This window comes from Mycobacterium sp. NGS29, from assembly GCF_059812965.1.
Genome location: NZ_JCALDR010000010.1, coordinates 96437 through 122053, shown reverse-complemented (window position 1 = coordinate 122053; position 25617 = coordinate 96437). Strand labels below are relative to the sequence as shown.

Annotated in this window: 24 protein-coding genes and 1 pseudogene; 5 read left to right on the top strand and 20 right to left on the bottom strand. The window is 65.2% G+C overall.

Annotated elements, in window-relative coordinates:
- Window positions 1-33: 33 nt before the first annotated feature.
- Window positions 34-1443 carry a YhgE/Pip domain-containing protein gene (locus AC5Y5Z_RS15555; protein ID WP_463827962.1) on the top strand — a complete coding sequence of 470 codons (1410 nt, stop codon included), beginning with the start codon at window positions 34-36 and terminating at the stop codon, window positions 1441-1443.
- Between the two features lie 71 nt (window positions 1444-1514).
- A pseudogene (locus AC5Y5Z_RS15550) lies at window positions 1515-2637 on the top strand (phosphodiester glycosidase family protein).
- A 147-nt stretch (window positions 2638-2784) separates the two neighbouring features.
- Here AC5Y5Z_RS15550 and AC5Y5Z_RS15545 read toward each other — a convergent pair.
- From AC5Y5Z_RS15545 to fadD5, 13 genes are all read right to left on the bottom strand, one after another.
- Window positions 2785-3507 carry a mammalian cell entry protein gene (locus tag AC5Y5Z_RS15545; protein WP_499926068.1) on the bottom strand — a complete coding sequence of 241 codons (723 nt, stop codon included), beginning with the start codon at window positions 3505-3507 and terminating at the stop codon, window positions 2785-2787.
- Window positions 3474-4025, bottom strand: a complete 552-nt coding sequence (locus AC5Y5Z_RS15540) for an Rv1363c family protein (protein WP_499926066.1) — start codon at window positions 4023-4025, stop codon at window positions 3474-3476. The genes AC5Y5Z_RS15545 and AC5Y5Z_RS15540 overlap by 34 nt, the downstream gene beginning before the upstream one ends.
- On the bottom strand, window positions 4022-4999 hold the full coding sequence (locus tag AC5Y5Z_RS15535) for an RDD family protein (RefSeq protein ID WP_499926064.1): 978 nt from the start codon (window positions 4997-4999) through the stop codon (window positions 4022-4024). Before AC5Y5Z_RS15535 ends, AC5Y5Z_RS15540 begins: the two co-directional genes overlap by 4 nt.
- Window positions 4996-5751, bottom strand: coding sequence for an Rv1363c family protein (locus AC5Y5Z_RS15530; protein WP_499926062.1), 756 nt, complete (start codon window positions 5749-5751; stop codon window positions 4996-4998). Before AC5Y5Z_RS15530 ends, AC5Y5Z_RS15535 begins: the two co-directional genes overlap by 4 nt.
- Window positions 5721-7277, bottom strand: coding sequence for an MCE family protein (locus AC5Y5Z_RS15525; RefSeq protein WP_499926060.1), 1557 nt, complete (start codon window positions 7275-7277; stop codon window positions 5721-5723). The genes AC5Y5Z_RS15530 and AC5Y5Z_RS15525 overlap by 31 nt, the downstream gene beginning before the upstream one ends.
- Window positions 7271-8377: a virulence factor Mce family protein gene (locus AC5Y5Z_RS15520; protein WP_499926172.1), complete on the bottom strand. Its 1107-nt coding sequence runs from the start codon at window positions 8375-8377 to the stop codon at window positions 7271-7273. The genes AC5Y5Z_RS15525 and AC5Y5Z_RS15520 overlap by 7 nt, the downstream gene beginning before the upstream one ends.
- A 59-nt stretch (window positions 8378-8436) precedes the next feature.
- Window positions 8437-10047: a virulence factor Mce family protein gene (locus tag AC5Y5Z_RS15515; RefSeq protein WP_499926058.1), complete on the bottom strand. Its 1611-nt coding sequence runs from the start codon at window positions 10045-10047 to the stop codon at window positions 8437-8439.
- Window positions 10044-11606 carry a virulence factor Mce family protein gene (locus tag AC5Y5Z_RS15510; RefSeq protein ID WP_499926056.1) on the bottom strand — a complete coding sequence of 521 codons (1563 nt, stop codon included), beginning with the start codon at window positions 11604-11606 and terminating at the stop codon, window positions 10044-10046. Before AC5Y5Z_RS15510 ends, AC5Y5Z_RS15515 begins: the two co-directional genes overlap by 4 nt.
- Window positions 11603-12643: a virulence factor Mce family protein gene (locus tag AC5Y5Z_RS15505; RefSeq protein WP_499926054.1), complete on the bottom strand. Its 1041-nt coding sequence runs from the start codon at window positions 12641-12643 to the stop codon at window positions 11603-11605. The genes AC5Y5Z_RS15510 and AC5Y5Z_RS15505 overlap by 4 nt, the downstream gene beginning before the upstream one ends.
- Complete coding sequence (locus tag AC5Y5Z_RS15500; RefSeq protein WP_499926052.1) at window positions 12640-13968, bottom strand: MCE family protein; 1329 nt, start codon at window positions 13966-13968, stop codon at window positions 12640-12642. The genes AC5Y5Z_RS15505 and AC5Y5Z_RS15500 overlap by 4 nt, the downstream gene beginning before the upstream one ends.
- A 4-nt stretch (window positions 13969-13972) precedes the next feature.
- Complete coding sequence (locus AC5Y5Z_RS15495) at window positions 13973-14842, bottom strand: MlaE family ABC transporter permease (protein ID WP_499926050.1); 870 nt, start codon at window positions 14840-14842, stop codon at window positions 13973-13975.
- Window position 14843: 1 nt separating this feature from the next.
- Window positions 14844-15581, bottom strand: a complete 738-nt coding sequence (locus AC5Y5Z_RS15490; protein WP_499926170.1) for an MlaE family ABC transporter permease — start codon at window positions 15579-15581, stop codon at window positions 14844-14846.
- A 311-nt stretch (window positions 15582-15892) separates the two neighbouring features.
- A complete protein-coding gene (fadD5, locus tag AC5Y5Z_RS15485) occupies window positions 15893-17539 on the bottom strand; it encodes a fatty-acid--CoA ligase FadD5 (RefSeq protein ID WP_499926168.1) in 1647 nt (548 codons plus the stop codon).
- A 174-nt stretch (window positions 17540-17713) separates the two neighbouring features.
- Here fadD5 and AC5Y5Z_RS15480 point away from each other — a divergent pair, with 174 nt between their 5' ends.
- A complete protein-coding gene (locus tag AC5Y5Z_RS15480; protein WP_499926048.1) occupies window positions 17714-18421 on the top strand; it encodes a GntR family transcriptional regulator in 708 nt (235 codons plus the stop codon).
- Between the two features lie 4 nt (window positions 18422-18425).
- Here AC5Y5Z_RS15480 and AC5Y5Z_RS15475 read toward each other — a convergent pair whose 3' ends face one another.
- Genes AC5Y5Z_RS15475 through AC5Y5Z_RS15465 form a run of 3 tightly spaced genes read right to left on the bottom strand, consistent with a single transcriptional unit; the run spans window position 18426 to window position 19780 of the window.
- The gene (locus AC5Y5Z_RS15475; protein ID WP_499926046.1) at window positions 18426-18833 is read right to left on the bottom strand and encodes a GNAT family N-acetyltransferase; all 408 of its coding nucleotides are present in this window, start codon (window positions 18831-18833) and stop codon (window positions 18426-18428) included.
- A 15-nt stretch (window positions 18834-18848) separates the two neighbouring features.
- Window positions 18849-19286, bottom strand: a complete 438-nt coding sequence (locus AC5Y5Z_RS15470; protein ID WP_499926044.1) for an SRPBCC family protein — start codon at window positions 19284-19286, stop codon at window positions 18849-18851.
- 29 nt (window positions 19287-19315) lie between these two features.
- Complete coding sequence (locus tag AC5Y5Z_RS15465; protein WP_499926042.1) at window positions 19316-19780, bottom strand: acyl-CoA thioesterase; 465 nt, start codon at window positions 19778-19780, stop codon at window positions 19316-19318.
- A 14-nt stretch (window positions 19781-19794) separates the two neighbouring features.
- Between AC5Y5Z_RS15465 and AC5Y5Z_RS15460 the strand changes: the two genes are divergently transcribed.
- Both AC5Y5Z_RS15460 and AC5Y5Z_RS15455 read left to right on the top strand, forming a co-directional pair.
- A complete protein-coding gene (locus AC5Y5Z_RS15460) occupies window positions 19795-20901 on the top strand; it encodes an alcohol dehydrogenase catalytic domain-containing protein (protein ID WP_499926040.1) in 1107 nt (368 codons plus the stop codon).
- Window positions 20902-20956: 55 nt separating this feature from the next.
- Window positions 20957-22291, top strand: coding sequence for a sensor histidine kinase (locus AC5Y5Z_RS15455; protein ID WP_499926166.1), 1335 nt, complete (start codon window positions 20957-20959; stop codon window positions 22289-22291).
- Here AC5Y5Z_RS15455 and AC5Y5Z_RS15450 read toward each other — a convergent pair.
- The 4 genes from AC5Y5Z_RS15450 to AC5Y5Z_RS15435 are packed head-to-tail and all read right to left on the bottom strand — an operon-like array spanning window position 22288 to window position 25617.
- Window positions 22288-23211 carry an alpha/beta hydrolase gene (locus AC5Y5Z_RS15450; RefSeq protein ID WP_499926164.1) on the bottom strand — a complete coding sequence of 308 codons (924 nt, stop codon included), beginning with the start codon at window positions 23209-23211 and terminating at the stop codon, window positions 22288-22290. The two genes, AC5Y5Z_RS15455 and AC5Y5Z_RS15450, sit on opposite strands and share 4 nt — an antisense overlap.
- Window positions 23208-23915, bottom strand: coding sequence for an SDR family NAD(P)-dependent oxidoreductase (locus AC5Y5Z_RS15445; protein WP_499926038.1), 708 nt, complete (start codon window positions 23913-23915; stop codon window positions 23208-23210). The genes AC5Y5Z_RS15450 and AC5Y5Z_RS15445 overlap by 4 nt, the downstream gene beginning before the upstream one ends.
- Window positions 23912-24652, bottom strand: a complete 741-nt coding sequence (locus AC5Y5Z_RS15440; RefSeq protein WP_499926036.1) for an HpcH/HpaI aldolase family protein — start codon at window positions 24650-24652, stop codon at window positions 23912-23914. The genes AC5Y5Z_RS15445 and AC5Y5Z_RS15440 overlap by 4 nt, the downstream gene beginning before the upstream one ends.
- Window positions 24649-25617: a zinc-binding dehydrogenase gene (locus tag AC5Y5Z_RS15435; RefSeq protein WP_499926034.1), complete on the bottom strand. Its 969-nt coding sequence runs from the start codon at window positions 25615-25617 to the stop codon at window positions 24649-24651. The genes AC5Y5Z_RS15440 and AC5Y5Z_RS15435 overlap by 4 nt, the downstream gene beginning before the upstream one ends.

The window sequence follows — 25617 nt, the reverse complement described above, 5'->3', positions numbered from 1 at the left end:
GCCGATACAGTGGGCACGACAGACAGGAGCCCCATGTCTCAGAAGCAGGCTCGGCACGCGCTGCCCAAGCCCGACCGGAACACCAAGTCCCTTCGCACGGTGCGGTTCTGGGCGGCGCCCATCGTCATCACGTTGGCGTTGCTGTCCGCGTTGTCCGCGCTGTATCTGGGCGGCATCCTGAATCCGACCACCAACCTGCGGCATTTCCCGGTCGCCGTCGTCAACCAGGACGCCGGGCCGTATGGCAAACAGGTGGTGGACGGTCTGCTGGCCAACGCGGACAAGGACAAGTTCGACGTCCGCGTCGTGACTCAGGCCGAAGCCAGACAGTTGCTCGACCGAGCCCAGGTGTACGGCGAGCTGGTCATCCCGGTGTCGTTCTCGTCGACGCTGCATGAGCTCGGCGAGAGTGCGTTGTCGCCCAGCCGCGGGCAACGGGCGACCATCACAATCTCGACCAACCCGCGGGCCGGCACCCTCGGGTCGAGCATCGCCGGTCAGGCGCTGACCCAGGTGGCGACCACGGCGAATGCCAAGATCGGCGAACGTCTTTCGGCCGAAGTCCAGGCCCAGGCCGCGGGTACGCCGCTGGCCGGCGCGACCATCCTCGCCGTGCAGAGTCCGATAGAGATCAAGTCGGCCGTGTACAACCCGCTACCCAATGGCACCGGAAACGGGTTGTCGGCCTTTTACTATGCGCTGCTGCTGTTGCTGGCCGGTTTCACCGGCAGCATCGTGGTCAGCACCCTGGTGGATTCGATGCTGGGTTACGTGCCAGCCGAATTCGGCCCGGTCTACCGCTTCGCCGAACAGGTCCGCATCTCGCGGTTCCGCACCCTGCTGATCAAGTGGATGCTGATGGTGGTGCTGGCGTTGCTGACGTCGGGGGTGTACATCGCCATCGCGCACAAGCTCGGCATGCCCATCCCGTCGGTCTGGCACCTCTGGCTCTACGGCGTGTTCGCCATCTGCGCGGTGGGCATCACGTCCAGTTCGCTGATCGCCGTGCTGGGTTCGATGGGCCTGTTGTTCAGCATGCTGATCTTTGTGATCCTGGGCCTGCCCTCGGCCGGGGCGACGGTGCCGCTGGAAGCCGTGCCGCCGTTGTTCCGCTGGCTGGCCGAGTTCGAACCTATGCACCAGGTTTTTCTGGGTGTGCGTTCGCTGCTCTACCTCGACGGCCACCCGGAAACCGGCCTGTCCCAGGCCCTGCTGATGACCGCCATCGGGCTGGTGATCGGGCTGCTGCTGGGCGGCATCGTCACACACCTGTACGACCGCAAGGGTTTTCACCGGATCCCGGGCGCAGTCGAGCTCGCGATCGCCGCGGAACATCAGGCACAGCACCAGGCGCGCACCGAGAAGGCGCGCAACGCCGAGGCCGCGCCCCCCACCGAAGACGACCCGGACGAGAAAGCCGAAACCCCAAGCGAGCAAACGTAATTCCGGCGCGGCCGAACCGTCACGCACCTGTGACATAAGTTGACAGTGTGACAGATGTGACTAATCCTGGGATGGTTCCTGTTCACCCGAACCGGGCCGAAAGGGTTTCCCGTGCTGACGCCATCTGCCGTGTTGCGCAGGCTGACGGCGAGTTGCGCCACCCTCGCGGTGTGCGTCGGCCTCGCAAGCACCGCTGGGCAACCGCTGGCCCGCGCTGCCGATGCGCGCGAGTTGCTGGAACAGGCCATCGCCACCACCAAGGGAACCTATCTGGTCTACAACTTCGGCGGCGGTCACCCGATGCCACTGCTCGACGGCTCGGGTCGCGCATACGAGATGAACAACGGCGGGCATCTGGTGATCATCAAGAGCGCGTCATCGCGCCTGCAGCCGCACCTGCTGGTCGACAGCCACACCGGCGACCAGGCCAAGTGCGAGAACAACCCCGGCGCGCGCACCGGTGAAGGCCTCTGGCAGGCCTCGGAGACCTATGCCCCGCTGCAGGCCTGGGCCCGGATGGGACAGCCGACCGTCGCGATCAACGCGAACTTCTTCGACGTGCGCGGCCAGAAGGGCGGGTCGTGGCGCGACACCGGCTGCAGTTCGCCGCTGGGCGCCTTCGTGGACAACACCCACGGGCAGGGCCGCGCCAACCAGGCCGTCACCGGCACCGTCGCCTATCCGGGTAAGCAGGGCCTCTCCGGTGGCAACGAGTCCTGGACGTCGCTGACGACGATGATCATTCCGGTCGGCGGAGCGCCATATGTGTTGCGGCCCAAGGGCAGAGAAGACTACGACCTCGCCACGCCAGTGATCCAGGATCTGCTGAACAAGAACGCGAAGTTCGTGGCGGTGGCCGGCATCGGCCTGCTGTCGCCCGGCAGCACCGGCCAGCTCAACGACGGTGGACCCAGTGCGGCGCGCACTGCACTGGCCTACAACAAGCAGAAGGACGAGATGTACATCTTCGAGGGTGGCAACTACACCCCCGACAACATCCAGGACCTGTTCCGCGGCCTGGGCAGCGACACAGCGATATTGCTCGACGGTGGTGGCTCGTCGGCGATCGTGCTGCGCCGCGATACCGGCGGCATGTGGGCCGGCGCCGGGTCACCCAAGGGCTCGTGCGACACCCGGCAGGTGCTGTGCGACTCGCATGAACGCGCGCTGCCCAGTTGGCTCGCCTTCAACTAGTCCCGTACCGGAAGATCAGCATGCTCGAGGCGGTGATCGCCGCCGCCAGTGCAAACACCGGAGCCACCGCCAACTGGGTCAACGTAGTACCTGAGTGGATTCCGGGGTGTGGACACCACTGCGGGAGCCTCACGCAAGCCGGAACTGCTACAGGTGCGGCGTGACGTCCAGCGAGGTGACGGTGTTCATGCGGATGACCTTCCAGCGGCCGTTGTTGTACTTCATAGTTAGCAAATAGGCCAGGTACTTCAGCGACGGGATATTCTTCGTCAGCGGGCTGGTCGTGGTGGTGTTGGTGTACACGATTACGGTGGCGTCAGAACCTTTCAGCGTCTCAACCGCCACCGCGGTGACCTCGGTGTTGTTGGTCACCTTGGCCTGCTTGTTGGGGGCCGCGATCTGATCGATGTATTTGCGATACTGAGCGCCGAAATCGCCGGTCAGGTAATTGGCGGCGCGATCGGACAATGTCTCCATGTTGTCCGGCGTGTAGGTCCACAACGTGGTGATCGCATTCGCTGCCGCGCGGGCGACCTTGAGTTTGATCTCGACGTTGGCCCGCTGGGCAAGGTAGGGCTGGACCGTCGCCCCGGCGAAAGCCGCGGATCCCACGAACAAGGTGCTCAGGAGCGCGACCACCACCACCGCCCACCGCCCGGTCCGCCTCTTGTTGGTAGTGGACTCCGCCTCGGCGGTTCCCGCTTCGTCGTCCGTCGCGGTTTCTCCGACCTCTCCGGCCTCGTCTGTTGCGGAGCCGGTTTCGTTGTCCGAATCGTCCGTCGTCGCGTCGTTGGCAGCAGGCTCGGCTTGGGTGTGGTCGTCGTTGACTGCGCGGGTCAGATCACTTGTAGCAGGTTGCTGATCTTCCACTGATTCCCTTCCTGCTCAGCCGTTGCCGACCAACGGTTGGTGTTTTCCAAGACCTGTTTGCCGTCCGGCGCTCTGGAGGTGACGTCGGTGGCCACCAGCACGGTGACGCTGCCGTCGTCGTTCCACCGTTCTACCCCGGCCTCCAGTACCGTCCCGGAGGATTTCTCAGCGCGGGCGACCTGCAAGAGGATTTCGTTCGCCTTGGATTCGAAGTCCTTATGGAAATCCCCGGTCGCCTGGCCCAGTACCCGATCGATGTAATCGTTGGCGTGAAACGGATCAAGGGTGGTGAAGCCGGTCATGAACCATTTGACGTAATTGACAGCCGATGCCGCTCGCTCCGCTTGCCGCGCCCGCTGCATGTGATTGATCAGCATCAGGGTGGACAGCGTTACCGCGGCAACCATCAACAAGCTCGCTGCGCTTGCCACAATCCGCAGCTCCGTGTGCCGAGGCGGCACCGGTTGTGCAACCAGTAAGGATTGCTCACCCGGCCGAAATTTGCGGCGCGGGCTCACCTTTCGCCCCCGGGCGGTTTCGGCTTCGCCAGCACGGCGAGATCGTCGACGCGCCAGTGACTCTGCCGGTCTTTGAGGAACTTCACCCGAACGCTGGCAGTGATGTAGCGGGTAGCCTCCCCGGATCCCCGCCGACCTTGCATAAACAGCAACATGGTGGCGCGGTCCACGCCGGCGGTCAGGACCGACGCCGCAGTCACCCAGTATTCGTTGATGACAGGATGCCTCTTCTCCACCGATTGCTGCTGAGCGGCCAATTCGGGGCGATACCGGTCTGTGGTCAGAGCCAGTGCGCGGGCGAAATCGTCGTGCAATGTCGCCGGATCGTAGGTCAACATCTGTGCGACCATCTTGGGTCCCTGTATCGAGACTTCGGCCCGCGTCTGGTCCATCGCTCGCGCGGGAGCGTAGCCGACCTCGTACCCGACTCCGACGGTGTCCATGCACACCGTGGCAGCGACGAGCAAGGTAAGCACGGTCCATTGCCGCACCTTGTCGGGGTGTTCATGGGGCACAACCTGAAGTACCTCGGTGCGGGTGAGCAGGTCGGCGAAAGTGCGGCGCTCGGCATCCCAAAGCGGCCACAGCCAGCCGATGAACAATGCCGCAGTATCAAGCAGATGAGCCAGCTCCCTGAGCAACAGTCGCCACGGGCTGAGCACGGCGCCATCGCACCGCGACACCGCGATGCCAAACAGCGCGCGTCCCAGACTCCAGCCGGTGATCATCGGGAGCAGCAACCGGTTGACCAACACCGCCAGGACGACTGCGCCCAGCACCGATACACACACCCACCACCAGGGGCCACGCGACGGCAAGCTGAACGACACCGCCCCAAGCGACATCGCCGCGGCTGATCCCGGCACCATGTCCACGCAGAACGCAGCGGCACGCTCGCGCCACGGAGCTAGTGCTTTCTCGGGTAAGTCCTGAGAGATCTTCGTGGTCTCGATGTCGTCGACCACCACCGTCACTTTGTCACCTGTTCGAGTTTGGAGATCTTGTAGCTGGCGTCCGTGGGCGCCATCTTCACCCGCAGGCGGTAACCCGCCTCCTGATCCTGCGCCTGGTCGTTGGACACCTTGACGCGTAGCGCGACCAGCACGTCGACCGTTCCATCGGGATTGTTCCGCTCCACGGCCGCTCTCAGGTCGGTCACCTTCAAATGCACATTTGCGGCCTGATATGCCTGAACCAGCATGCTGCTGTAGAGCAAAGCCTGAGTGCGGTACTGGTCGGTGCCGCAGTCGATGATTTTCTGTTCGCTGGCGGCCATGCTGTTGGTGTCCGGTGCCTGGGTTGCGGCGACGCAGTCCTTGGCAATCTGCATTGCCGCGGCGTCGTTGCGCGTCGTCGCCCAAACGTCCTTGTGATAGCGCAGCGCGACGTAGCCGCCGAACCCGACGGCACCGCTCGCGATGATCAGCAACGCCGCGAAAGTCGCCAGCCAGGCACGGTTCACCCGAGACGGGCGCCGCTCCGTGACCGCGGCGGTGGGCTCGGGTGAACCGTCTGACTCGGGTTCTGCTGCGGCGTTGGCCTCGTCGGCCGGGTCGGCCGATCCGGCTCCGACCTCGGCTACCTCAGGAGCTTCCGTCGTCGCCTTGGAATCCATCGCATCTGCTTCGACCTCGGCTAGCTCCGTAGCCTCCGTCGTCGCAGCGGAGCCTCTCGAATCGTCCCTGTCGATGGGGTTCAGCCGGCTGGTGCCAGCATCTCCTTCCATCCGTCGTCTCCTGTTTTGGTTGAGTTCTCGACGGAGTATCTCACGCCGTCTGGGCCTACCAGCAGACCACTCTGCGGGCTGTATACCGCGGACGGCGGTCCAGGGGTGTAGACGCACGGGTTGGGCTGTTGGCCGTTGCAATTCACGGCGCCCGAACCGGGTCGCGTCAGTGGGTCACTCATCGGCGGCGGAGTCAGGCCGCCCGGTGGTAGCCGGTCCGCCGGCAGCGGATTTAGTCCGTTGTTCACCGAAGGTGCGGGCGCCACCAGACCCGGCTTCACCGGTTGGTCGCATCGCGCCGCGGGTGCCGGGCAGGTCAGCAGCTGATTTGGGTCGCCGTACCAGGGGTTGGTGCCCGCCGGCTCGTACGGCTTGGTACTGCGGCATTCCTTCGGCGTGGCGGCCCGCTTGCCGGGCACATCGACACATGGAATGTTGCGTGACCCACGCACGCTGTTGGCCGGAGTGTCCATCGGGATCTTGCAGTAGGTCCCGACCGGCAGCGGTTGCACGCTGGTGTCTGCGAACGAGCGCCACTGCTCGGGCGGGATGAACCCCGTCAGACACGGCGGCGGTTGGCCGATCGCCAGCGCTAGGTCCAAGTCGGAATAGTTCGGGAACGGAGTTCCGACCGCCTGCGCGATCGACGCACCCTGTGGCAGAAACACCACTACCTGTTCGAGGCCCTTGTGGTAGCGCTTGAGCAACTCGAACACGACTTCCAAGTTGGCCAACGTCTGCGGCAGTGATTCCCGGACGTCGGTGAATACCGAGTTGAGCTGGTCCGCCGTCGGCGCCGCCTGGGTCAGCACGCTGCGCAGATGCTGATCTTCGGCCGCGCTCTGGGCTGCCAGCACGTTGAGGTTGTGCGACCACCGCTGGATAGCGTCGCCCGAGGTCGCCTGGCTCTGCAGGATCGGACCGGAGTGCTGGATGATGTCGTTCACGTCTCCGATCTGCGTGTGGAAATCGCTGACGATCGCCTGGGTGGCATCCACCAACCGTTGCAACGCTGGACCCAGTCCGCCCACGGCCAAGGCGGTCTCGTCGAGCAGCACCGGAATTTTCTCCTTCGGCAACACCGCGAGGCCTCTGTTGGCGGTGTCCAGCGCCGGGCCGATCTCGCTGGGCACGGTGCCCTTGGTGATGGTCTGACCGGACGCGAAGAACTTCCCCGGGTTGCCGTCCGATACCAGATCCAGGTACTGCTCACCGACTGCGGAGACGGAGTGCACGTTCGCCACCGCATCGATCGGGATCTTGTAACGGCTGTCGATGCTCAGCTTTGCCCGAGCGCCCCAGGCTGTCGGTTCGACCTCGTCGACCTTGCCGATCGTGATGCCGCGGTATGTCACGTTCGCCGTCGGATACAGGCCGCCTGACGCAGGTAGGTTCGCGCTCAGTTCGTAGCGCCCGATGCCGACCAGGGTGGGCACCTGTAGGTAGTAGATACCCAGCACCGACAGTGCGACCACTGTCAAGGTCAGGAACAACAGCAACTGGCGTTTGATGAAGGGTGTCAGCATTGGCCTCGCTCCGCCCTCTCCACCAGTGGCCCACCCGGGGCGTCGTTCGGGTTCGACGTGTATCGGATGTCCGGAATCATCGACTCGGGGTCGCGCCCGAAGGACTGCTCGATCGCTCGCAGCAGGCCCGAGAACCCTGTTCCACTCAGCACCGCGTTGTCCACCGAACTGAGCGTGACGTCTAGTACCGCGTTGATGTTGAGGTAGTCACCGCGGAAGGTCTTAGGCACCGAGTCGACGTCAAACGGCTGGGTCAGGATCAGTTTCAGCGCACCCAGCAGGTACGGCGAGCCCTTGCCCAGTTCCCGCAGCGGGCACTGCAGGGATTGGAGGTCGCTGTGCAGGTTGCCGCGCGCCTCCGACAGATATTGCGCGGCGACCCCGCTCAACCGGCCGACCGAGTCCACTGCGTTGATCAGCAGATTCCGGGTGTCGGCGAAGTGCTTGATCAGCGGCGGGAAGTCGGTGAGTACCCGCTCCAGCACATCGTTGCGGTTGCCCACGTAGCTGAGCAACCGGTTCGTGGAATCTATGGCGTGCGTGATGTCATCTCGCTGTTCGTTGAGCTGCCTGGTGAAGGTGTCGAGTTTGCCCAGGAACCCTCTGATCTGTTCGCCGCGACCCTTGAAGATGGCGTAGACCTCGTTCTGCAGCACTTCCAGGTTGGGGATGCCGCCGCCACGCAAGATCAGCGAGACTACGGCCAGTGTCTGCTCGATGTTCGGGTATACCGACGAGTTCCGCAGTGCGATGGTGTCGCCGTTCTTCAGTTGCCCCTGCGGGCGCTCCGGAGCAAGCAACTCCACATGCTGCGAGCCCAGCAGGCTGGTCTGGCCGATTTTTAGCAGCGAGTTCCTGGGAAGCTTAGTGTCCTTCTTCAACCCGAGCGTCAGGGTGGCAATCCAGTTCTTCAGTTCGATTTTGCGGATCGAACCCACCTCGACATCGGCGACCATCACCTTGCTGTTCCCGTTGATGGCCAGCGTGTCCGGCACCTGGGCGTAGACGACGAACGCTCCGTCGCCACTGCCGGGCGCGCCTGGGATGGGTACCTGAGAGATGCCCTTCCACCCGCACGAACTGAGCATCAATGCCACCATGAGCAGCACCGACACCTGCCAGGCCCCGCGACGGAACCTCCGGAGCACGCCTGACTCGGTCACGGGTTGCCTCCTGCCTCAGCCGGCAGCGGGGCGCCCACCGGCGCTGGTGGCGGGCCCGGCGCAGCTGGTGTCGGAGCGACCGGACCAGGGATTACGTTCGGCCCCGGCAGGGGCGGCTGGACGGGTACCGGAGCGTTCAACGCCACCGGCGGGACAACGGGGTACTCGTCGTAAGCGTTGGGCGGTCCCGGCGGGGTCTGCAGGTTCGACTGGATCGGACCGATGTCGGGTCCACCCATCAGTTCGGCGAGCGATTCCGGTGTCATCAGACCCGCGGTTATGGGTCCCACCTGCTGCCCCTGCATACCCGGGGCGACCACCCATCCCGGCTGAGTATTGCGGTGCGACAACGGGGTGTCGGGCACCCAGATCCCGGGCACCGTGGTGTCTTTGTAACCAGGCGGAGGACGCAACCGTTCCTCGGAATAAGCGACCATCTTGGGCAACACCTCCGCAGTGCTGAAGGCGTTCAGGCCAAAGGGTAAGTAGTTGAACTTGATCGAGTCCAGGATCGGCGCCAAGTACTGCGCACACAGTTCCGCTGACTCCTGATATCCCAACCTGCTACCGGCCTGCACCGAGCTGCAGATGAACTGCATCGGGTTGGCGAAGCTGGTGATCTCCGGGATAGCGACCACCGAACCGTGCGAGGGGTGATAAATCTGGTTGATGTTGGCTGCTGCCGTCGGAAGGACGTGTAATGCGGTCTCCAGCCCGTTGTAAGGCTCCGGTTGAAGCAAGGTATTGGTGACGTCGGCCAGGTTGTTGACGTCGTGGGTCAACACCTCGCGGTTCTTGTCCAGGAACGGCCGAATCGTGGTCAGTAACTCATCGAACTGCCGGATCGCTGCGGCCAGCGCACCGTCGGTGCTGGCCAGCCGACCAGTGACATCAGCCAGGTTCTGGTTGAGCGCCACAAATTGTTTGTCGTCCTGGTGCAACGCGTTGACAAACAGCGCCAGACTCTTGACCACGGCGAAGAAGTCCGTGCGCCCTTCGTTCAACGCCGTTAACGCCTTGGAAAGGTTGTCCAGCGTGGAGTTGAGCTGCCGGCCTTTGCCGGAGAGACCGTTTGCGAAGGAGTTGATCGCCTCGCCGAACGGACCCGTCGGCTGCTCATTGGTCGGACCGAGCTTGGAGATGATGTTTGTGATGCTGTTGCGCAGTTCGTCCCATTCGACCGGAACCTGGGTGCGCTCGATCGGGATGACCGCGTTGTTGGCCAGCACCGGGCCACCCTTGTACGCCGGCTCTAGCTGGATCGCCCGGGACGCCACCAGCGTGGGATTCAAGATCATCGCCGACGCATTCGCCGGCACTTTGTACTGGTTCTCGTAGTGAAAGGTAACCCGCATTTTGTCGCCGGCCGGTTCGATCTTGTCGATCCGGCCCACCTTCAGGCCCATGATCTGGACTTTGTCGCCCGCATAAAGCGCGTTGGCTTCGGAGAAATAGGCGACCACCGTGTTGGTCGTCAACCTCATGTACAACTTCCATCCCACAAACGCGGCGACGAGTCCCAGGATCACCACCAGCGCGCCAATGATGACTGTCACCCGGTTCATCCTCGGTAGCCGGATGTTGCGGACGTCGAAGATGGTGCTCAATTCTGGCTACCTCCCGCTGCGCCACTGCCACCGGATCCACCGGGATTGATAAGCGGAGCCGGCAACTGAGCCCCCGGCCCGGGTGGTGCCGGCGGGCCCGGGGGCAGCCCGGGCGCGAAGGTCGATGGCGGACCTACCGGGCCGGCCGGTCCCAGCGGTTCGGTGCGCGAACCCGGCGGGCTGTTCGGCGGTATCGGCACGGGGGTGCCCTGCACCTCCGGCGCCGGTTCGCCCGGCCGTCCGGCTATCGGCAGACCCGGCACGTATGGCACCCCGTTCGGGTTGGGCGGCGAGGACTGCACGTCGAATGGCGCGGGGAAGCCTATTCCACCGAACGGACCCACGTTGAGTCCCAGGCAGGGCAGCGGGTTCTGGGGCGTCGGGACGCCGTCCGGCGGCGGGGTGTACGAGCAAGGCGAACCCGGCGGCACGGCCGGCCCCGGGTGGTCCGGGGTGCCTTCCAGAACCCGCGGTCCCGGCGGCGGGGCGCCGTTGGGGAACCGGGTGCCGTTGGGGTCGGGGAACCGGTAAGCCGGCAGCCCGGCGCTGCGCCAGAAATTCTCCGGGTCCAAGCCGCGCTTCTTGAATGCGGCGTCGATGAACGGCTGGATGAGCTGGCCGGGGACTAAATTATGGATCACGACCTTGAAGAACGGACCGGACCCGATCGACTCGTTCAGCGACGGCAGGAACCCGCCGACCATCTGCAGGGCATTGGCCACGTCCTGCTTGCGCTCCGCTAACAGGTCACTGACGGTGCGCAACTGCTCCAGTACGTGGTTGAGATTGGGGTTGTCATTGATCAGACCGGACACCTGGGTCGAGAAGGAGGCGACGTTGCCCAACAATGCGTCGATCGCACGACCCCGCTCGTTGAACGCGGCCAGCAACGTCTTGGCGTTGACCAGCAACCGGTCCACCTGCTCGCTGCGGTCGCCGAGCACACTGGCCACCTGATTGGCTTGGGCGAGTAGGTGCTTGAGTTCGTCGTCACGCTTGCCGAGGGTGTCAGAGAAGCGGGACACCCCGTCCAGCGCGGGGCTCAGCTGAGGGTAAGTCTGGTCGATCGTCTCGGAGAGCACATGCAGTGATTGTTTGACGGTGTCGATGTCCCAGCCGCGTGCCGCCTTGGTGACGTCCAGGAAGGCATCGTAAATCTGGTAGGGCGTGGTGCTTTGACCGAGCGGAAGGACGCCGTTGGGGCGCAACGGCTGATTGCCGCGCGCCTCGATCTCCAAGATCTTCTTGCCCAGCAGCGTGTCGGTGCGGATCTGCAGGCGGCTTTCGGTGCCGATGCTCTGGGTGCCGATCTGGAACTTCATCACGATGTGGTCGCCGTCGATCTTGATTGCCTCGATCTTGCCGACATCCATGCCGGCGATGCGCACCTTGTCGCCTTTGTTGATGCCGCCGGTGTCGGTGAACTGCCCGTAGTAGTACGGCTTTGCCATCAACATCGGCACACTGGTGAAGCTTTGGCCAACCCCGATGACCAGCAGCGTCACCAGGATGCCCATCAGTCCGATTTTCAAGCGGTTGGGGGGCTCCAGCGTTCTCATTGCGGCGAGCACCTTCCTGTCGGCTGGTGGAAGAGCCGGACGGTGCGCACCGGACCGCCGGCCTGCAAGCCGTTGAGCCGAAGGCTGATGTCGCAGGAGTAGAAGTTCACGAAGTCTCCGTAGGACCCGATAGACCGGCCAATCAGGTTCAACGCGGGCGGCACGTGCTGCAGGAAGTCGCTGAACTGCTGACGTTGGTCGATGATTGGCTGCTGCACGGAATCGAGGTAGTTGACAGTGCGGTGCAGCAAAGACCGGTCCTCGGCCAGCAGGTCGGCCACCGTCCCGGCACCGTTGCTGATGTTTGCCACTCCGCCTGCCAGGCCGTCGCTATGGTCCTTCAACCCGGTGATCAACACCTCGAGATTGTTGACCGTCTGGTCAAAGTCCTTGCGGTGCCGAACGGTCGTGTCCAGTACCGTGTTGAGGTTCTTGATCACCTCACCGATGGCTTGGTCGCGCTCGGCGAGTTGCGAGGTCAGCGACGCGGTCTGATCCAGGATGTCGTTGATGGTGCCGCCCTGCCCCTGGAAAACGGTGACCAGGGACGACGCGATAGCGTTGACCTTGTCCGGGTTCAGCGCCCGGAAGACCGGTTTGAAACCGCCGATCAGCGCGTCCAGGTCCAGCGCCGGCGACGTCCGCGACAGCGGGATCAAGCCACCGGGCGCCATCACTTTGTCCGCGCCGTCACCTTCGCCGCGCCGCAACTCCAAGTAACGGTTACCGATCAAGTCAAGGTAGCGAATCTGGGCGGTCGTCGACTGGTACAGCGGGATCGTGCGGTCGACGTCGAAATCAACCTTGACGCGCCGGCCGCCGTCGAGCAGTTCGACGTTCTTGACCTTGCCGATCTCCACGCCGGAGGCCCGTACGAACTGCCCGTTACGCAGCCCGCTGATGTTGCTGAACTCCGCGGAGTAGTTGCTCGTCCGGTCGAAACGGATCTGACCGAAAACCACGATGATCATGACGCTGAAGATCAGCAGCACGATCGCGAAGATGCTGAGTTTGACTAACGTCCCGGTGATTTTCATGGGTTGATCGTGTTGTCCCCTACCTGACGGCCCCAGACGTACTCAGTCACGTAGGGCGAACCGGTATCCAAGTGGTTGTACGGCGCGATGCTGTTGCCGGTGTCCATCACCAATTCCGGCGCCGGCCAGAGCTGGCGGGTGATCTGCTGCCAGCAACCCGGGGCGCCGCCCGGCCCACCGTGCGCGTTGACCCGCGGCAGGTTCTCCGGGTACATGTAGGGGTTCGGCGCCCCACCCACCAGGCCGGCGGCCAACCCACCGACCGCTGAAAGCAGCAGTGGCACCAGCGACACCGGGTTCAGCAGCCCACCCAGCGCGGAAAGTAGCTCCGTGCGGCTGTTCAGCGCGTAACCGTCGCCGCCCAAGAAGGCACGAACCGTCGGCTCGACGTCGTGGTAGTTGCGCAACGTGCAGAACAGCTCCGGGCTGTAGGTGTCGAGCAGTTCGGCGGTGGGCCTGAGGTCTGCAGCGCCGCGGGCCAGATACGGTCCACCGCGCTCGAAGATGTCGGCGCCGGTGTTGCCGAACCCGGCGGCCGCCAGCAGCGCCTGGTCCAGATCCCGTTGCTGGGCATTGATGCTGCGCGCGGTCGGCACCGAGTTGTTGAGGAAGTCCAGCAGGTCGGGCGCGGCGTTCGCGTAGACGTCGCCGAGCGCTGCCAATTGCTGGATGTCGCGGCGGGCCTGCGGCATTTGCGGGTTGATGTCGTCGAGGATGGCGTTGCCGTTGACGACCGACTGGCCGAACCGATCGCCCAGTCCGGTCAGGGCTTGCGCGGCTGCGCTCAGCGTCAGATTCAGCTTGACCGGGTCCACCTGTTGAGAGATTGAGGTCAGCGTCTGGAAAACGGTGTTGATTTCGGTGGTCACCGCGGACGCGGTGATGGTGCCCTTGGCCGATAGGTGACCCCGCGAGACGATTTGGCCGTTGGCGTCCTTCGGCGTCGTCAGCGACACGTACTTGCCGCCAAACACGGTGGTCGCCTTGATCTGGGTGTCCACGTTCTCCGGGACCACGCCGTCGGGGCCGAGGTATTGCGGGTAGATCTCCAGGGTGAATTTCGCGGCCGGCTTGCCGTTGCGTGTTACCTCTTCGATGCTGCCCACGCGGCCGATCTGGACGCCGTTGTAGGTGACCTTGGAGCCCGGGTCCATCACCAGGCCGGCCCGCTCCGAGTACATCGTCACTTTGTCCTTGGACGTGAATCCGCCGCGGAACTGTATGTATACCAGCGAGAGCACCAGCAGGAGCACCACGAGCGCGCTGATGCCGATGGTCTTATAGGGGGTGCTCGGCATCTTGTTCTGTCTGCCTGGACCAGTCATGGCGCTACACCGTCAGTGCGAAGTTGGGGTTGACGCCATACAGCGCCAACGCAGCGGACAAGACAACTATCTGCACTGAAACCAGCGAGAACCGCATGGACCTACCGACGGCCTCGCCGACGCCGACAGGTCCCCCGCCGGCGTTGTACCCGTAGTAGCAGTGGGTCACCATCACGATCAACGCAATGATGATGGCTTCCAAGAACGACCAGAAGACGTCCTCGGGCCGAAGGAACGTCCGGAAGTAATGCTCGTAGGTGCCAGTTGACTGGCCGTACAGTGCGGTGGTCACGACTTGCGGGGACAGGAAGGACATGATCATTGCCAGCGCGTAGAGAGGGATGATCACTACCAGCCCCGCGACTACGCGGGTGGAGGTGAGGTACGAGATCGAGTTGATACCCATTACTTCCATCGCATCGATTTCTTCGGAGATTCGCATGGCGCCCAACTCCGCGGTGGCACCGGCGCCGACGGTGGCCGCCAGCGCAATGCCGGTCACTACGGGCCCGGCAATACGCACATTGATCAGCGCGGAAAAGAAGCCGGTGAATGCCTCGACACCGATGTTGCCCAGCGACGCGAAACCCTGGATGGCCACCAGTGAACTACCCGACAAGGTCACGAAGCCGACGATCGCCGCAGTGCCACCGACCACAGCCATCGCACCGGTACCCATACCGATTTGCGCGATCAGGCGCAGCGTCTCCTTTCGGTACGACGCAAGCGTCTGGGGGACCAGGCCGATGCTGCGAAGGACGAACCAGGCCATCTCGCCGGTCTCGTTGAGCCCACGCCCGAAGCTGCCTGCATACTTGTTGAAATTCTCGACTGCCCTGGGGAACCGGGACCGGACTACCGCAGCTGTCGACATTTCAGCGTCCTGTCCCAAAGCGCACACCGATCGTGGTCAGGATGACGTTGACGGCGTAGAGCGCGACCACGCACAGCACGACGGTCTCGTTCACGGCGGTGCCCAGCCCTTTCGAGCCGCCACTTACGGTCAACCCGCGGTAACACCCGACCAGACCCGCGATCAGTCCGAACGTCGCGGCCTTGACCATGGCGATGATCACTTCGGGAAGGCCGGTGATGGTGGTCAGCGTGGCCAGGTAAGCGCCACCGGACACGTTTTGTAGATACACGCCGAACAGGTAGCCGCCGACCAGACCCACAGTGATCACCAAGGCGTTGAGTAGGGTGGCGACCACGGTCGCAGCGATCACCCGGGGTACAACTAGCCGGTGAATCGGGTCGATGCCCAGCACCTCCATCGCATCGATTTCTTCGCGGATGGTGCGGGCGCCCAAGTCGGCGCAGATAGCAGTGGAGCCAGCACCGGCGACGACCAGCACCGTGGTCAGCGGACCCAACTGGGTCACTGCACCGATCGCTGCGCCCGCGCCGGACAGGTCCGCGGCACCGAACTGCGCAAGCAGCACGTTGAGGGTGAAGATCAGCAGCACGGTCAGCGGAATCGACACCATGATGGTTGGCAGCAAGGCCACCCGCATGATGAACCAGCACTGCTGAATCAGCTCCCGCCACTGGAACGGCCGGCGGAATAAGGCCCGGCCGGTAAGCACGCACATGCGGAAAAAGCCGCCGACCATGGTCAGCGGTGTCTCTAGCTGATCGCGGACGTAGCTGACGAGTTGGGGCCGGGAGGATGTCGTCACTGCTGCCCCCTCACAGACCAACGCCCTGGGAGAGCGGGACCGATCGCACCGGAACGGTGCGGCGGATTTCGGTTCACGCCTCCTCCTAGCCCCGAGCCTGTGTGTGTGACCCAGCGCTTCCTACCCGCAGGTAGTAACTGAGACCACAGGAATGTACCCGATGGTTGCTCCCGTGTGTACCGCAACGCGACAATTGACACTTCGTCAGCACCTGGCAAACATCTTGAGTCCCGTCCGCTTTCCTCTCAATTGATCGATCCTTCTGTCGCAGAATCGCTTTCGCATCCATTGGGTGTCCCGTACCGCAAGCGCAGCTCAGTTTTGAGCACTTTCCCGGCGGCGTTGCGAGGCAAGGCGTCCACGATCTTGAGCGCCCTGGGGTGCTTGTACCGCGCGAGCCGCTCGGTCAGGTACTCATCTAGCTCTTCGATGCGTAGGTGGTCTTCTGTTACAGCGGCTACCGCGATCGGCACCTCACCCCATTTGTCGTCGCTGAGCCCGATGACGGCCGCTTCGATGACCCGGGGATGACTGACCAAGACGTTCTCCACCTCGGCGCAGTAGATGTTCTCCCCCCCGGAGATGATCATGTCCTTCTTGCGGTCGACCACCCACACGTAGCCGTCGTGGTCCATGCGCACCAGGTCCCCGGAATGGAACCAGCCGCCGGCAAACGCCTCGGCGGTGGCGCCGGGATTGTTCCAGTAGCCGCTCATCAGGGTCGCTGCGCGGTAGACAATCTCGCCTACCTCACCCACCGGTACGTCGTTCATGTCGTCGTCGACCACTCGGGCGGCGACCGTCGGGATCACCCTGCCCACCGACCCGCGTTTGCGTGTCGCGTCGTCGCCCAACAGCATGCACGTCACCGGTGACATCTCGGTCTGCCCGAAGGCGGCCAGTACCTGGGTGCCGGGGAACATCTCAGACATCCGGCGCAGCAACACATCCGGCGCCGGGGCCGCGCCCCACGAGATCACCCGTAACCGGAGGTCGCGCGGCCGGGCCTGCTGCTCTGAGCACACCGCCTGCCACTGCGCGGGGACCAGGAAGATGCCGGTGACCTTCTCGGCCTGCAGCACGTCGAGCAGTTGTCCGGGTTCAAAGGCACCGAGCGGGTAGATCACCGTGGGCAGGCCGAGCAGCATGCTGCCGAGCAAATTGCCGATTCCGGCGATGTGGAAGAGCGGGACACCGATGAAGCCGACGTCGTTGTTGAGGTCCACTCCGTTGGTGTAGAGCATGGTCATCGTCTGACCGGTCAGGTTGGTGTGGGTGAGCACCGCGCCTTTCGGCCGGCCGGTGGTGCCCGAGGTGTACATGATCAGGGCCGGTGACTCGTTCGGGACGTCGACGAGTACCGCCGGGTCGCCCGCCTCACTCATCAGGTCTTCATATAAATGGGCTCGGTCGTCAGTCGTCGCGCCGTCCGCATCACCTGCCACCACCACGGCCTCAAGGAGCGCGGCGATGTCGCGGACGCCGATGGCCACCGGTACCAGCACCGCTTCGGTAATGATCACCCGCGCTCCACTGTCCTCGACCAGGAACGCGATCTCGGTGGGGGTCAGCCGGAAATTCAGCGGTACTGCGATGGCCCCCAGCATGTTGGCCGCCAGCACCGACTCGACGAATTCGGTGCGGTTGAGCATCAAAACCATCACCCGGTCGCCGAATCCCACCCCGCGACGGCTCAGGGCTCCGGCGAGCGTCGCGACGCGGTGCCGCAGCTCGGCCCAGGTGATGGTGTTGCCCAGGAAGCGCAGCGCGGTGGCCTGCGGCTGCATCATGGCGTGCCGCTCGAGTTGGTTGACCCAGTTCTGCCGACGAGACAGGTAAGGCTGCTCGTGCGCATAGGCCTGGGTAGCATGGCCGGCGAGTTGCGCGGTCAACTCAATTCCTTTCACGCCTTCTGTTTAGTCACATACGCACCGCTTGCGTTCCGGTGATATTTGATAAAACATGTGTTGTCTGGGTCACATTAACGGGCATGGGAGCCATTAACAAGGCCCAGCAACACACCCGAGACGAGACCGATAAGCGCCTGAAAGGCCTGGCAGGCCCACGTGAACGCACCCTCGCCGGCAGCGTCGTCCAAGGCACGACGCCGGCGGCCGCTACGTCGGTCACAGCTGTCCGACGAGGTTGCCGGCCACCTACGCGCCGCAATCATGTCCGGCACCCTACGTCCGGGCACCTTCATCCGGTTGGACGAGACCGCCGCCGAACTCGGGGTGAGCATCACGCCGGTGCGTGAAGCCCTGGTGAAGCTGCGCGGCGAAGGCATGGTTCAACTCGAGCCGCACCGCGGCCACGTCGTGCTGGCCCTGACCCGACAGGACATCAAGGACATCTTCTGGCTGCAGGCCACGATTGCCCAGGAGCTGGCGGCCACCGCCACCGGCCGCATCACCGAGGTCGAGATCGCCGAGCTGGAACGCATCAACGACCTGCTGGCCGCGGCCGTCGCCGCGGCCGACGCCGAGGCCATCGCCACTTATGAGTTCGCGTTCCACCGCGTGTTCAACCAGGCCAGCGGGCGGATCAAGTTGGCCTGGTTCCTGCTCAACGCCGCGCGGTACATGCCGGCGCAGATGTATGCCGCCGACCCGCAGTGGGGCGAGGCCGCGGTCGGCAATCACCTGCAGTTGATCGCCGCGCTACGCCGCCGGGACGCCGCCGCCGTGGTCGAGCACACGGTGTGGCAATTCACCGACGCCGGCCAGCGGCTTACGGAGGCGCTGGACCGGACCGGGATATTCCGGGAGCGGTAGCGGGCTACCGCAGACTGCGGATGAGGAAGACTGCGCCAGGCACCCGGTAGCCGAGCCGATAGAAGAAGGCGGTCGACGTGAGCCTGGAGTCCGCGATGACTCCCCTGGCCCCGAGCAGTCGCGCCCTATCGACGAGCGCTTCGTGCAATACCTTTCCGGCGCCGGACCGCTGACACTCGACGCTGACGGCGATGTGGCTGAGGAAGACGTGGAAACCGTTGAAGACAGCCAGCGCCGCGCCCACCCAGTCTGCGTCATCGAGGACCACCAAGCAGGTCTCGGGAGAGTGCTCGATCGATTGCCGGACTCTCGCGTGCAGCCCCTCGGGCTCGCAAAGATCAACGGCAACAAGCAGATCGGCGATCCACCCGATATCCTCCGGAGCCGCTTGGCGGACGCTGAGCTCGGACATGCGCGCCGGCGCGGGCTAACCGGCCAGCTGCTCGGCGCGCTGCTTGACGTTCGCGGCGAGCTGATCCAACACGTTGTTCAGCAGCATCTTCACCATCGGCGGCGGCACCGGCATGCTCGGCTCGACGTCGATGTCCACGGTCAGCAGGCTGCTGGGGCCGGTGGCCACCACACTGAACAGCTGCTCCTGCTTGGTGAACAGGTCACCCTGCTGCATCACGGTCTGAATCTGGTTCTCGCCCGGGTAGTACACGGCGTGGATGTAGACGCCGTCGATGCCCTGCACGGAGGTGTCGAGGCGCACCTGGCTGGCGCGGCCGTCGTCATAGCGGGCAAGGACCCACGCGCCCTTGACGCCTTCGTTCCACTCCGGGTAGCGCTCGATGTCGGAGACAATGCCCATGATGGCGTCAGCATCGGCGCTGACCTCGACCGTCTTGCTCAAAACTGGCATTGGCGAAGCATACTGGTGGCCGCCCGTGATCAATCGGTGCAGGCGGCCAGCAACGGCCGGATCGTCTCGGGAATCGGGACGGGCCGGCGGCTGGCGCGGTCCACATAGACGTGCACCCAGTGGCCCAGCGCGGCGATCGGTTGCGGGGAATCCGAGGCCCGGAATACCCCCAGTCGATAGGTGACGCTGCTGCGGCCCAGCCGGGCGACCGCCAGTCCGACCGTCAGTTCGTCGGGAAAAGCGAGCTCGGCGAAGTATCGGCAGCCCGACTCCGCGACGATGCCCAACTCGGGGATGGTGAGCGGGTCGACACCGGCCTCGGTGGCGATCCAGCCGTTGATCGCGGTGTCGAACAGTTGGTAGTAGACGGCGTTATTGAGGTGGCCGAACATGTCGTTGTCGGCCCAGCGGGTGCGCACCGGCCACAGCACCGGGAAGTCGCTGCTGGTCAGGTCATCCCGCCCAGCCGGTACAGCGGGCGGCACGGAACTCATGGTTGTATTCCAACATGTCTGCGATCCGGGGCGCGGTACTCGAGCGGATCGGTGCGCCGCGGCCGTACGCGCAATCCCGCCCGATCACCGTCACCGACCTGGACCTCGATCCTCCCGGAGCGGGTGAGGTGTTGGTTCGCATCGAGGCGGCGGGGGTGTGCCACTCCGACCTCTCGGTGGTGGACGGCAACCGGGTCCGGCCGGTGCCGATGTTGCTCGGCCACGAAGCGGCCGGGATCGTCGAAGCGCTCGGCGACGGCGTGGACGGGTTGACCGTCGGCCAGCGGGTGGTGCTGGTGTTCCTGCCGCGCTGCGGGCACTGCCGAGCCTGCGCGACGCAGGGGCTGACACCGTGTGAGCCGGGCAGCGCGGCCAACAATGCCGGCACGCTGTTGGGTGGCGGGATGCGGTTGTCCCGGGACGGGCATCCGGTTCATCACCATCTGGGTGTCTCGGGTTTCGCCACGCACGCGGTGGTCAACGCGGCCAGTGCGGTCGCGGTACCGCCCGACGTGCCGGCCGGGGTCGCCGCGCTGCTGGGGTGCGCGGTGCTGACCGGCGGCGGTGCGGTGCTCAACGTGGGTAATCCGCAACCGGGCCAGTCGGTCGCCGTCGTCGGGCTCGGCGGGGTCGGCATGGCCGCGGTGCTCACTGCGTTGACCTTTCCCGACGTCCGCGTCATCGCTGTCGATCAGCTGGCGGAAAAGCTTTCTGCGGCAACTCGTTTGGGCGCCCACCAGACATACACACCGCAGCAGGCCGACGAGGCAGCGGTTAAAGCCGACGTCGTCGTCGAGGCCGTCGGTCATCCCGCTGCGCTGCAGACATCGATCGGACTCACCGCGCCGGGCGGGCGCACCGTGACCGTCGGGCTGCCGCCACCGGACGCGCGAATCAGTGTGTCGCCGTTGGGTTTTGTCGCCGAGGGCCGCTCGCTGATCGGCAGCTATCTGGGTTCGGCGGTGCCCAGTCGCGACATTCCCCGGTTCGTGTCGTTGTGGCAGTCGGGCCGGCTGCCGGTGGAATCGCTGGTGTCCTCGACGATCCAGTTGGACGCGATCAACGAGGCGATGGACAACCTGGCCGACGGCACCGCGGTGCGTCAGCTCATCACCTTCTGACGGGGATCAGGACATGTCGATCAACGATCGGGTATATCGGCTGTTGCGGTTGCCACTGCCGCTGGTGTCGCTGCGCACCATCGTGATCGTGGCGGCGATGTCGGTGATCGCGTTGGTCATCCTGTTGGGCACCTGGGTATGGGTCGGCGTCACCAACGACCAGTACAGCCAGTTGGATCGCCGACTCGACTCGGTGAGCAGTCTGGGCGACGTGAGCACGCTGCTGCAGAGCCCGGCGCAGTCGGGCTCCGAGCGGCCCGCCGCCGACGACACCGTGGTCCGCACCGTGCGGGTGGGGGGTAAGACCACGACGGTGCCCAGCGGCATCGACCTTCCCGAGTTGCCGGTCGGGTACGTCACCACCACCATCAAGGGCGTCCCCTATCGGGTGCGCACCTTCACCGCGGGCAACGCCACCGTCGCGTTGGGTGCGCCGCTGGCGCAGGCGGAGGACCGCATCGACCGGTTGCACCTGCGCGTGCTGCTGATCTGCGGCAGCGTGATCGTCGGCACCTTCCTGGTGGGCAGCGTGATGTGGCTGATCATGATCAACCCGTTCCGGCTGCTGGCCCAGCAGGCCCGGGCCATCAACGCACAATCCAAACCGGACGAGGTCCAGGTCCGCGGGGTGTGGGAGGCGGTCGAGATCGCCGAGGCCGTCGAAGGCATGCTGGCCCGCATCGGCGACGAACAGCAGCGCACCAAGAATGCCCTGGACTCGGCCCGCGACTTCGCCTCCGTCGCCTCCCACGAGTTGCGCACCCCGCTGACGGCGATGCGGACCAACCTCGAAGTGCTCGCCACGCTGGAGTTGCCCGCCAAGCAGCGCGAAGAGGTGATGGCCGACGTGCTGCGCACCCAGAACCGCATCGAAGCAACCCTGTCCGCACTGGAACGGCTCGCCCAGGGCCAGACCATCACCACCGACGACTTCGTGCCGGTCGACATCACCGAGTTGCTGGATCGCGCCGCGCATGACGCCGAGCGCAGCTACCCCGAGCTGACGGTATCGCTGCTACCTTCCCCGACGCTGCTGATGCTGGGTCTGCCCACCGGTCTGCGGCTGGCGGTGGACAACGCGATCGCCAACGCGGTCAAGCACGGCCACGCGGACCGGGTGCAACTGTCGGCGGTCAGTTCCCGTGCCGGCGTGGAGATCGCGATCGACGACGACGGCACCGGGGTACCCGAGCACGAACGCCATACGGTCTTCGACCGGTTCTCCCGCGGTTCGACGGCGTCGCATTCGGGCTCGGGCCTCGGCCTGGCTCTGGTGGCACAACAAGCCGAATTACACGGCGGCACAGCCTCTCTGCACGCCAGTCCGCTCGGCGGCGCGAGGTTGCTGTTGCAGCTTCCCGGGCCACGCCCACCCAGCGAGACGTCTTAATCCGGGTAAAAGGCTTTTGTCAGCGCATCGCCCTGCAGCGCGAAAAGTCGTTGACTGGCCGACCATTCCGGCAACAGCGAATCGAATCCGTGGCAGGCGCCGGGAAACACGTGCAGGCCGGTGCCGACCCGAGCGCGCAGCATCCGCAGCGCGTATTCGACCGCTTCGTCCCGGAACGGATCGATCTCGGCGCACGTCACCAATGCCGGTGCCAGGTCGGTCAATTCGTCACGACGGGCGGGGACCGATGCCGCCGACGGGGCCTGGCCGGCCAGATAGTGCCGCCACATCAACTGCGCACCCTCGCCGTCGAAGGCCGGGGTGGCGCGGAACTCCGTCATGGACGCGGTGCTGCGGTCATCCAGGACAGGCTGATGCAGGAGCTGCAACACCAACGGCGGCAACACTCCGTCGGCGGCGCCGTGCGCCAGGCAGGCGGCCAGCGCGGCACCGGCGCTGCTACCCGCGACGGCCAGCCGCGCCGGGTCTACCTCCAGCTGCGTCGCGCTGTCGGCTACCCACCGCAGCACGGCGACGGCGTCTTCGAGCGCGGCCGGGAACGGATGCTCGGGCGCCAGCCGGTAGTCGACCGAGATCACCGAACACCGTGCGCGGCGGGCGAGTTCGATGCACTGCCGGTGGTCGGTGTCCAAGTTACCCAGTGCGAAACCACCTGCGTGGCAGTAGATGAGGGCGGGCGCCGGCGCCGGGCCGCCCCGATAGATGCGCACCGGCACGCCCGCGGCGAGCGTGTTCTCGATGGCCACCCCGGCGGTGTCCCCGGCGATGTCGGCGCGCCGCTGGTTCATCGATTCGCGGATCAGCGGGATGGCTTCGGCGGTGAAGACCGTTCGGGTGACCGCTACGGCCCGCAGGGCCGGATGCAGTCGGTCGACGGCCTGCAACTGCGTCGCGCTCATCGGATCTGCAGGCACTGGCCACCGTCGACGACGAGTTCCGAGCCAGTGATGAAGGAGGCCGCGTCGGACACCAAAAAGGCCACCGCGTCGGCGATCTCGGCGGGTCGGCCGAGTCGCCCGAACATCGCGACGGCGGCCAGCCGCTGCTGAATATTTTCGTCGAGCATCGGGGTGGCGACCGGGCCGGGGAACACCGCGTTGACGCGGATACCGTCCGGCGCGAGCTCGGCGGCCGCCGTCTGGGTCAAACCACGCAGCGCCCACTTGGCCGAACCGTAGGCGCAGTGCTGCGGGAAGGGCCGGATCGCCCCGGTGCTGCAGATGTTGACGATCGCGGCACCTTCGGCCTCTCGTAGCGGCGCGAGCGCGGCGCGCATGCCCAGGAACGCGCCCAGACAGTTGACCCGCCAGGAGTTCTCGAAGTCTTCGACGGTCTCGTCGGCCAGCGCGGCACGGTGCAACACCCCGGCGTTGTTCACCAGGGCGGTCAGCGCACCGAACCGGTCGACGGTGGCGGCCACGGCGGCGTCCCACTGCGCGGGATCGGTGATGTCCAGCGGGACCGTCAAATCCGCGGCATCGGTATCGATCTCGTCGACGCTCAGATCCCCGACTGCCACGTAATAACCTTGCCCACGAAGCTTTTTGGCGATCGCTGAGCCCTGTCCGCCCGCGGCGCCGGTGACAAATGCGACGCGGCTCATTCCGCGGCCGCTTCGCGCAGGTGTTCGGCTGCACCGCGGCGCAGCGCCTGCGACTCGGCCGCCAGGGTGATCATCTGAAATCCCATCTTGGCCAATGCATTACCCGTTGGGCCGTCGCTGCCGTGGATGCCGGTGACCAGGCCGGCATCGGTGGCCACGCGGTGAATCCGGGCGATCGCGTCCAGCACTTGCCGATTCCTGGAGGCCCCGACGACGTCTACCCCCATCGAGATCGCCAGATCGGCCGGCCCCACATAGATTCCGGTCAGCCCCGCGACAGCGCAGATCTCCGCGATGCCGGATACGGCTGCGGCGGTCTCGATCATGGCGAACACGCTTGCGCGGGATTCCAGCGCCGTCGGGTCGTGTCCGAGGCTGGTCCGCAGCGGGCCGAAACTGCGCACGCCGGAGGGCGGAAACCTGGTGGCAGCGACCGCTGCCGCGGCCTGGTTTGCCGATTCGATCATCGCGATGATCACCGCGTCCGCCCCGGCGTCGAGCACCCGGCCGATCGGCGCCGGGTCGGCATCGGGCAGCCGCACCGCGGTGGCAATCGGGACGTGTTCGAGACGGCGCAGGATGCGCGCGACGTCGGCGTCATCGAGATAGCCGTGCTGGGTGTCGAATCCGACGTAGTCGTAGCCGGCCTTGGCGAACTCCTCGGGTCCGATCAGGGTGGGCCCGGTGACCCAGCCGCCAAAGATGGGGCGCCGCACGTCGGATTGGAAGATGCTCATTGGGCGATCGCGATCTTGATTCGCTCGGGGATCGGGCGGCAGGCGAGGTCGAACGCGCCCTGCACGTCGTCGACCGCGAAGGTGTGTGTCAGGTAAGCCTCGAGCAGATCCGGGTGTTGGGCGGCGAACTTGCCGGCATCCTCCAGGACGCGCCGGCGATCCAGTGTGACACCGGATTTCAAGGTCAAGTTGTTGCGCAACATGCCGCGCATATTGATCGGGTAGGCGTCGTCGTCGGCCACGCCGAAGTAGAACACGGTTCCGCCCGGGGCGGTGGCAGCGATCGCGTGGTTGAGGGTGGCCACCTGGTGTCCGACCGCTTCGATCACCACGTCGGCGCGGTCGGCGGCGACGAGCTGGCTCACCCACCTATCGCTGGTGGCGCGTACCGTGTCGTCGACTCCGAATGTGCGGGAGAGCTTTTCGCGATCCACCGGGTCGACTCCGGTGACGCGTCGCGCGCCGGCCGCTTTGGCGACGTAGGAGAACAACAACCCGATCGATCCCTGCCCGATGATCGCGACGTGCCGTCCGGCCAAGTCCGGCAGCTGTTCGCAGGCATACAGCACGCAGGCCAGCGGTTGCAGGCCGACCGCCTGCGCGGGTTCCAGGGCCGGGTCGTACGGTGCCAGACCGTCACCATTGCTGATGACGCATTCCATCAACCCGTCGAAGCCTGATGCCCAGCCCACCACCAGGTCACCCGGACGATGCTCGGGGTGCCGGCTGGCGATCACCTCCCCCGCGACCTCGTGGATGGGGAAGCCGTCCTTCTCCGCCGCGCTGCGCCCGTCGTCACCGGGCAGGCGGCCCCGGGTGCCGCGGAACGCGGGCAGATCGCTACCGCACACCCCGGCAGCCAGAAAGCGCAGCAGCACTTGACGATCCGAGAGATCGTCCGCGGTCTTCGTTGGGATGGCAGTCCGTTCGAATTGATAGGGCGCGATGATCCGATAGGACCACAC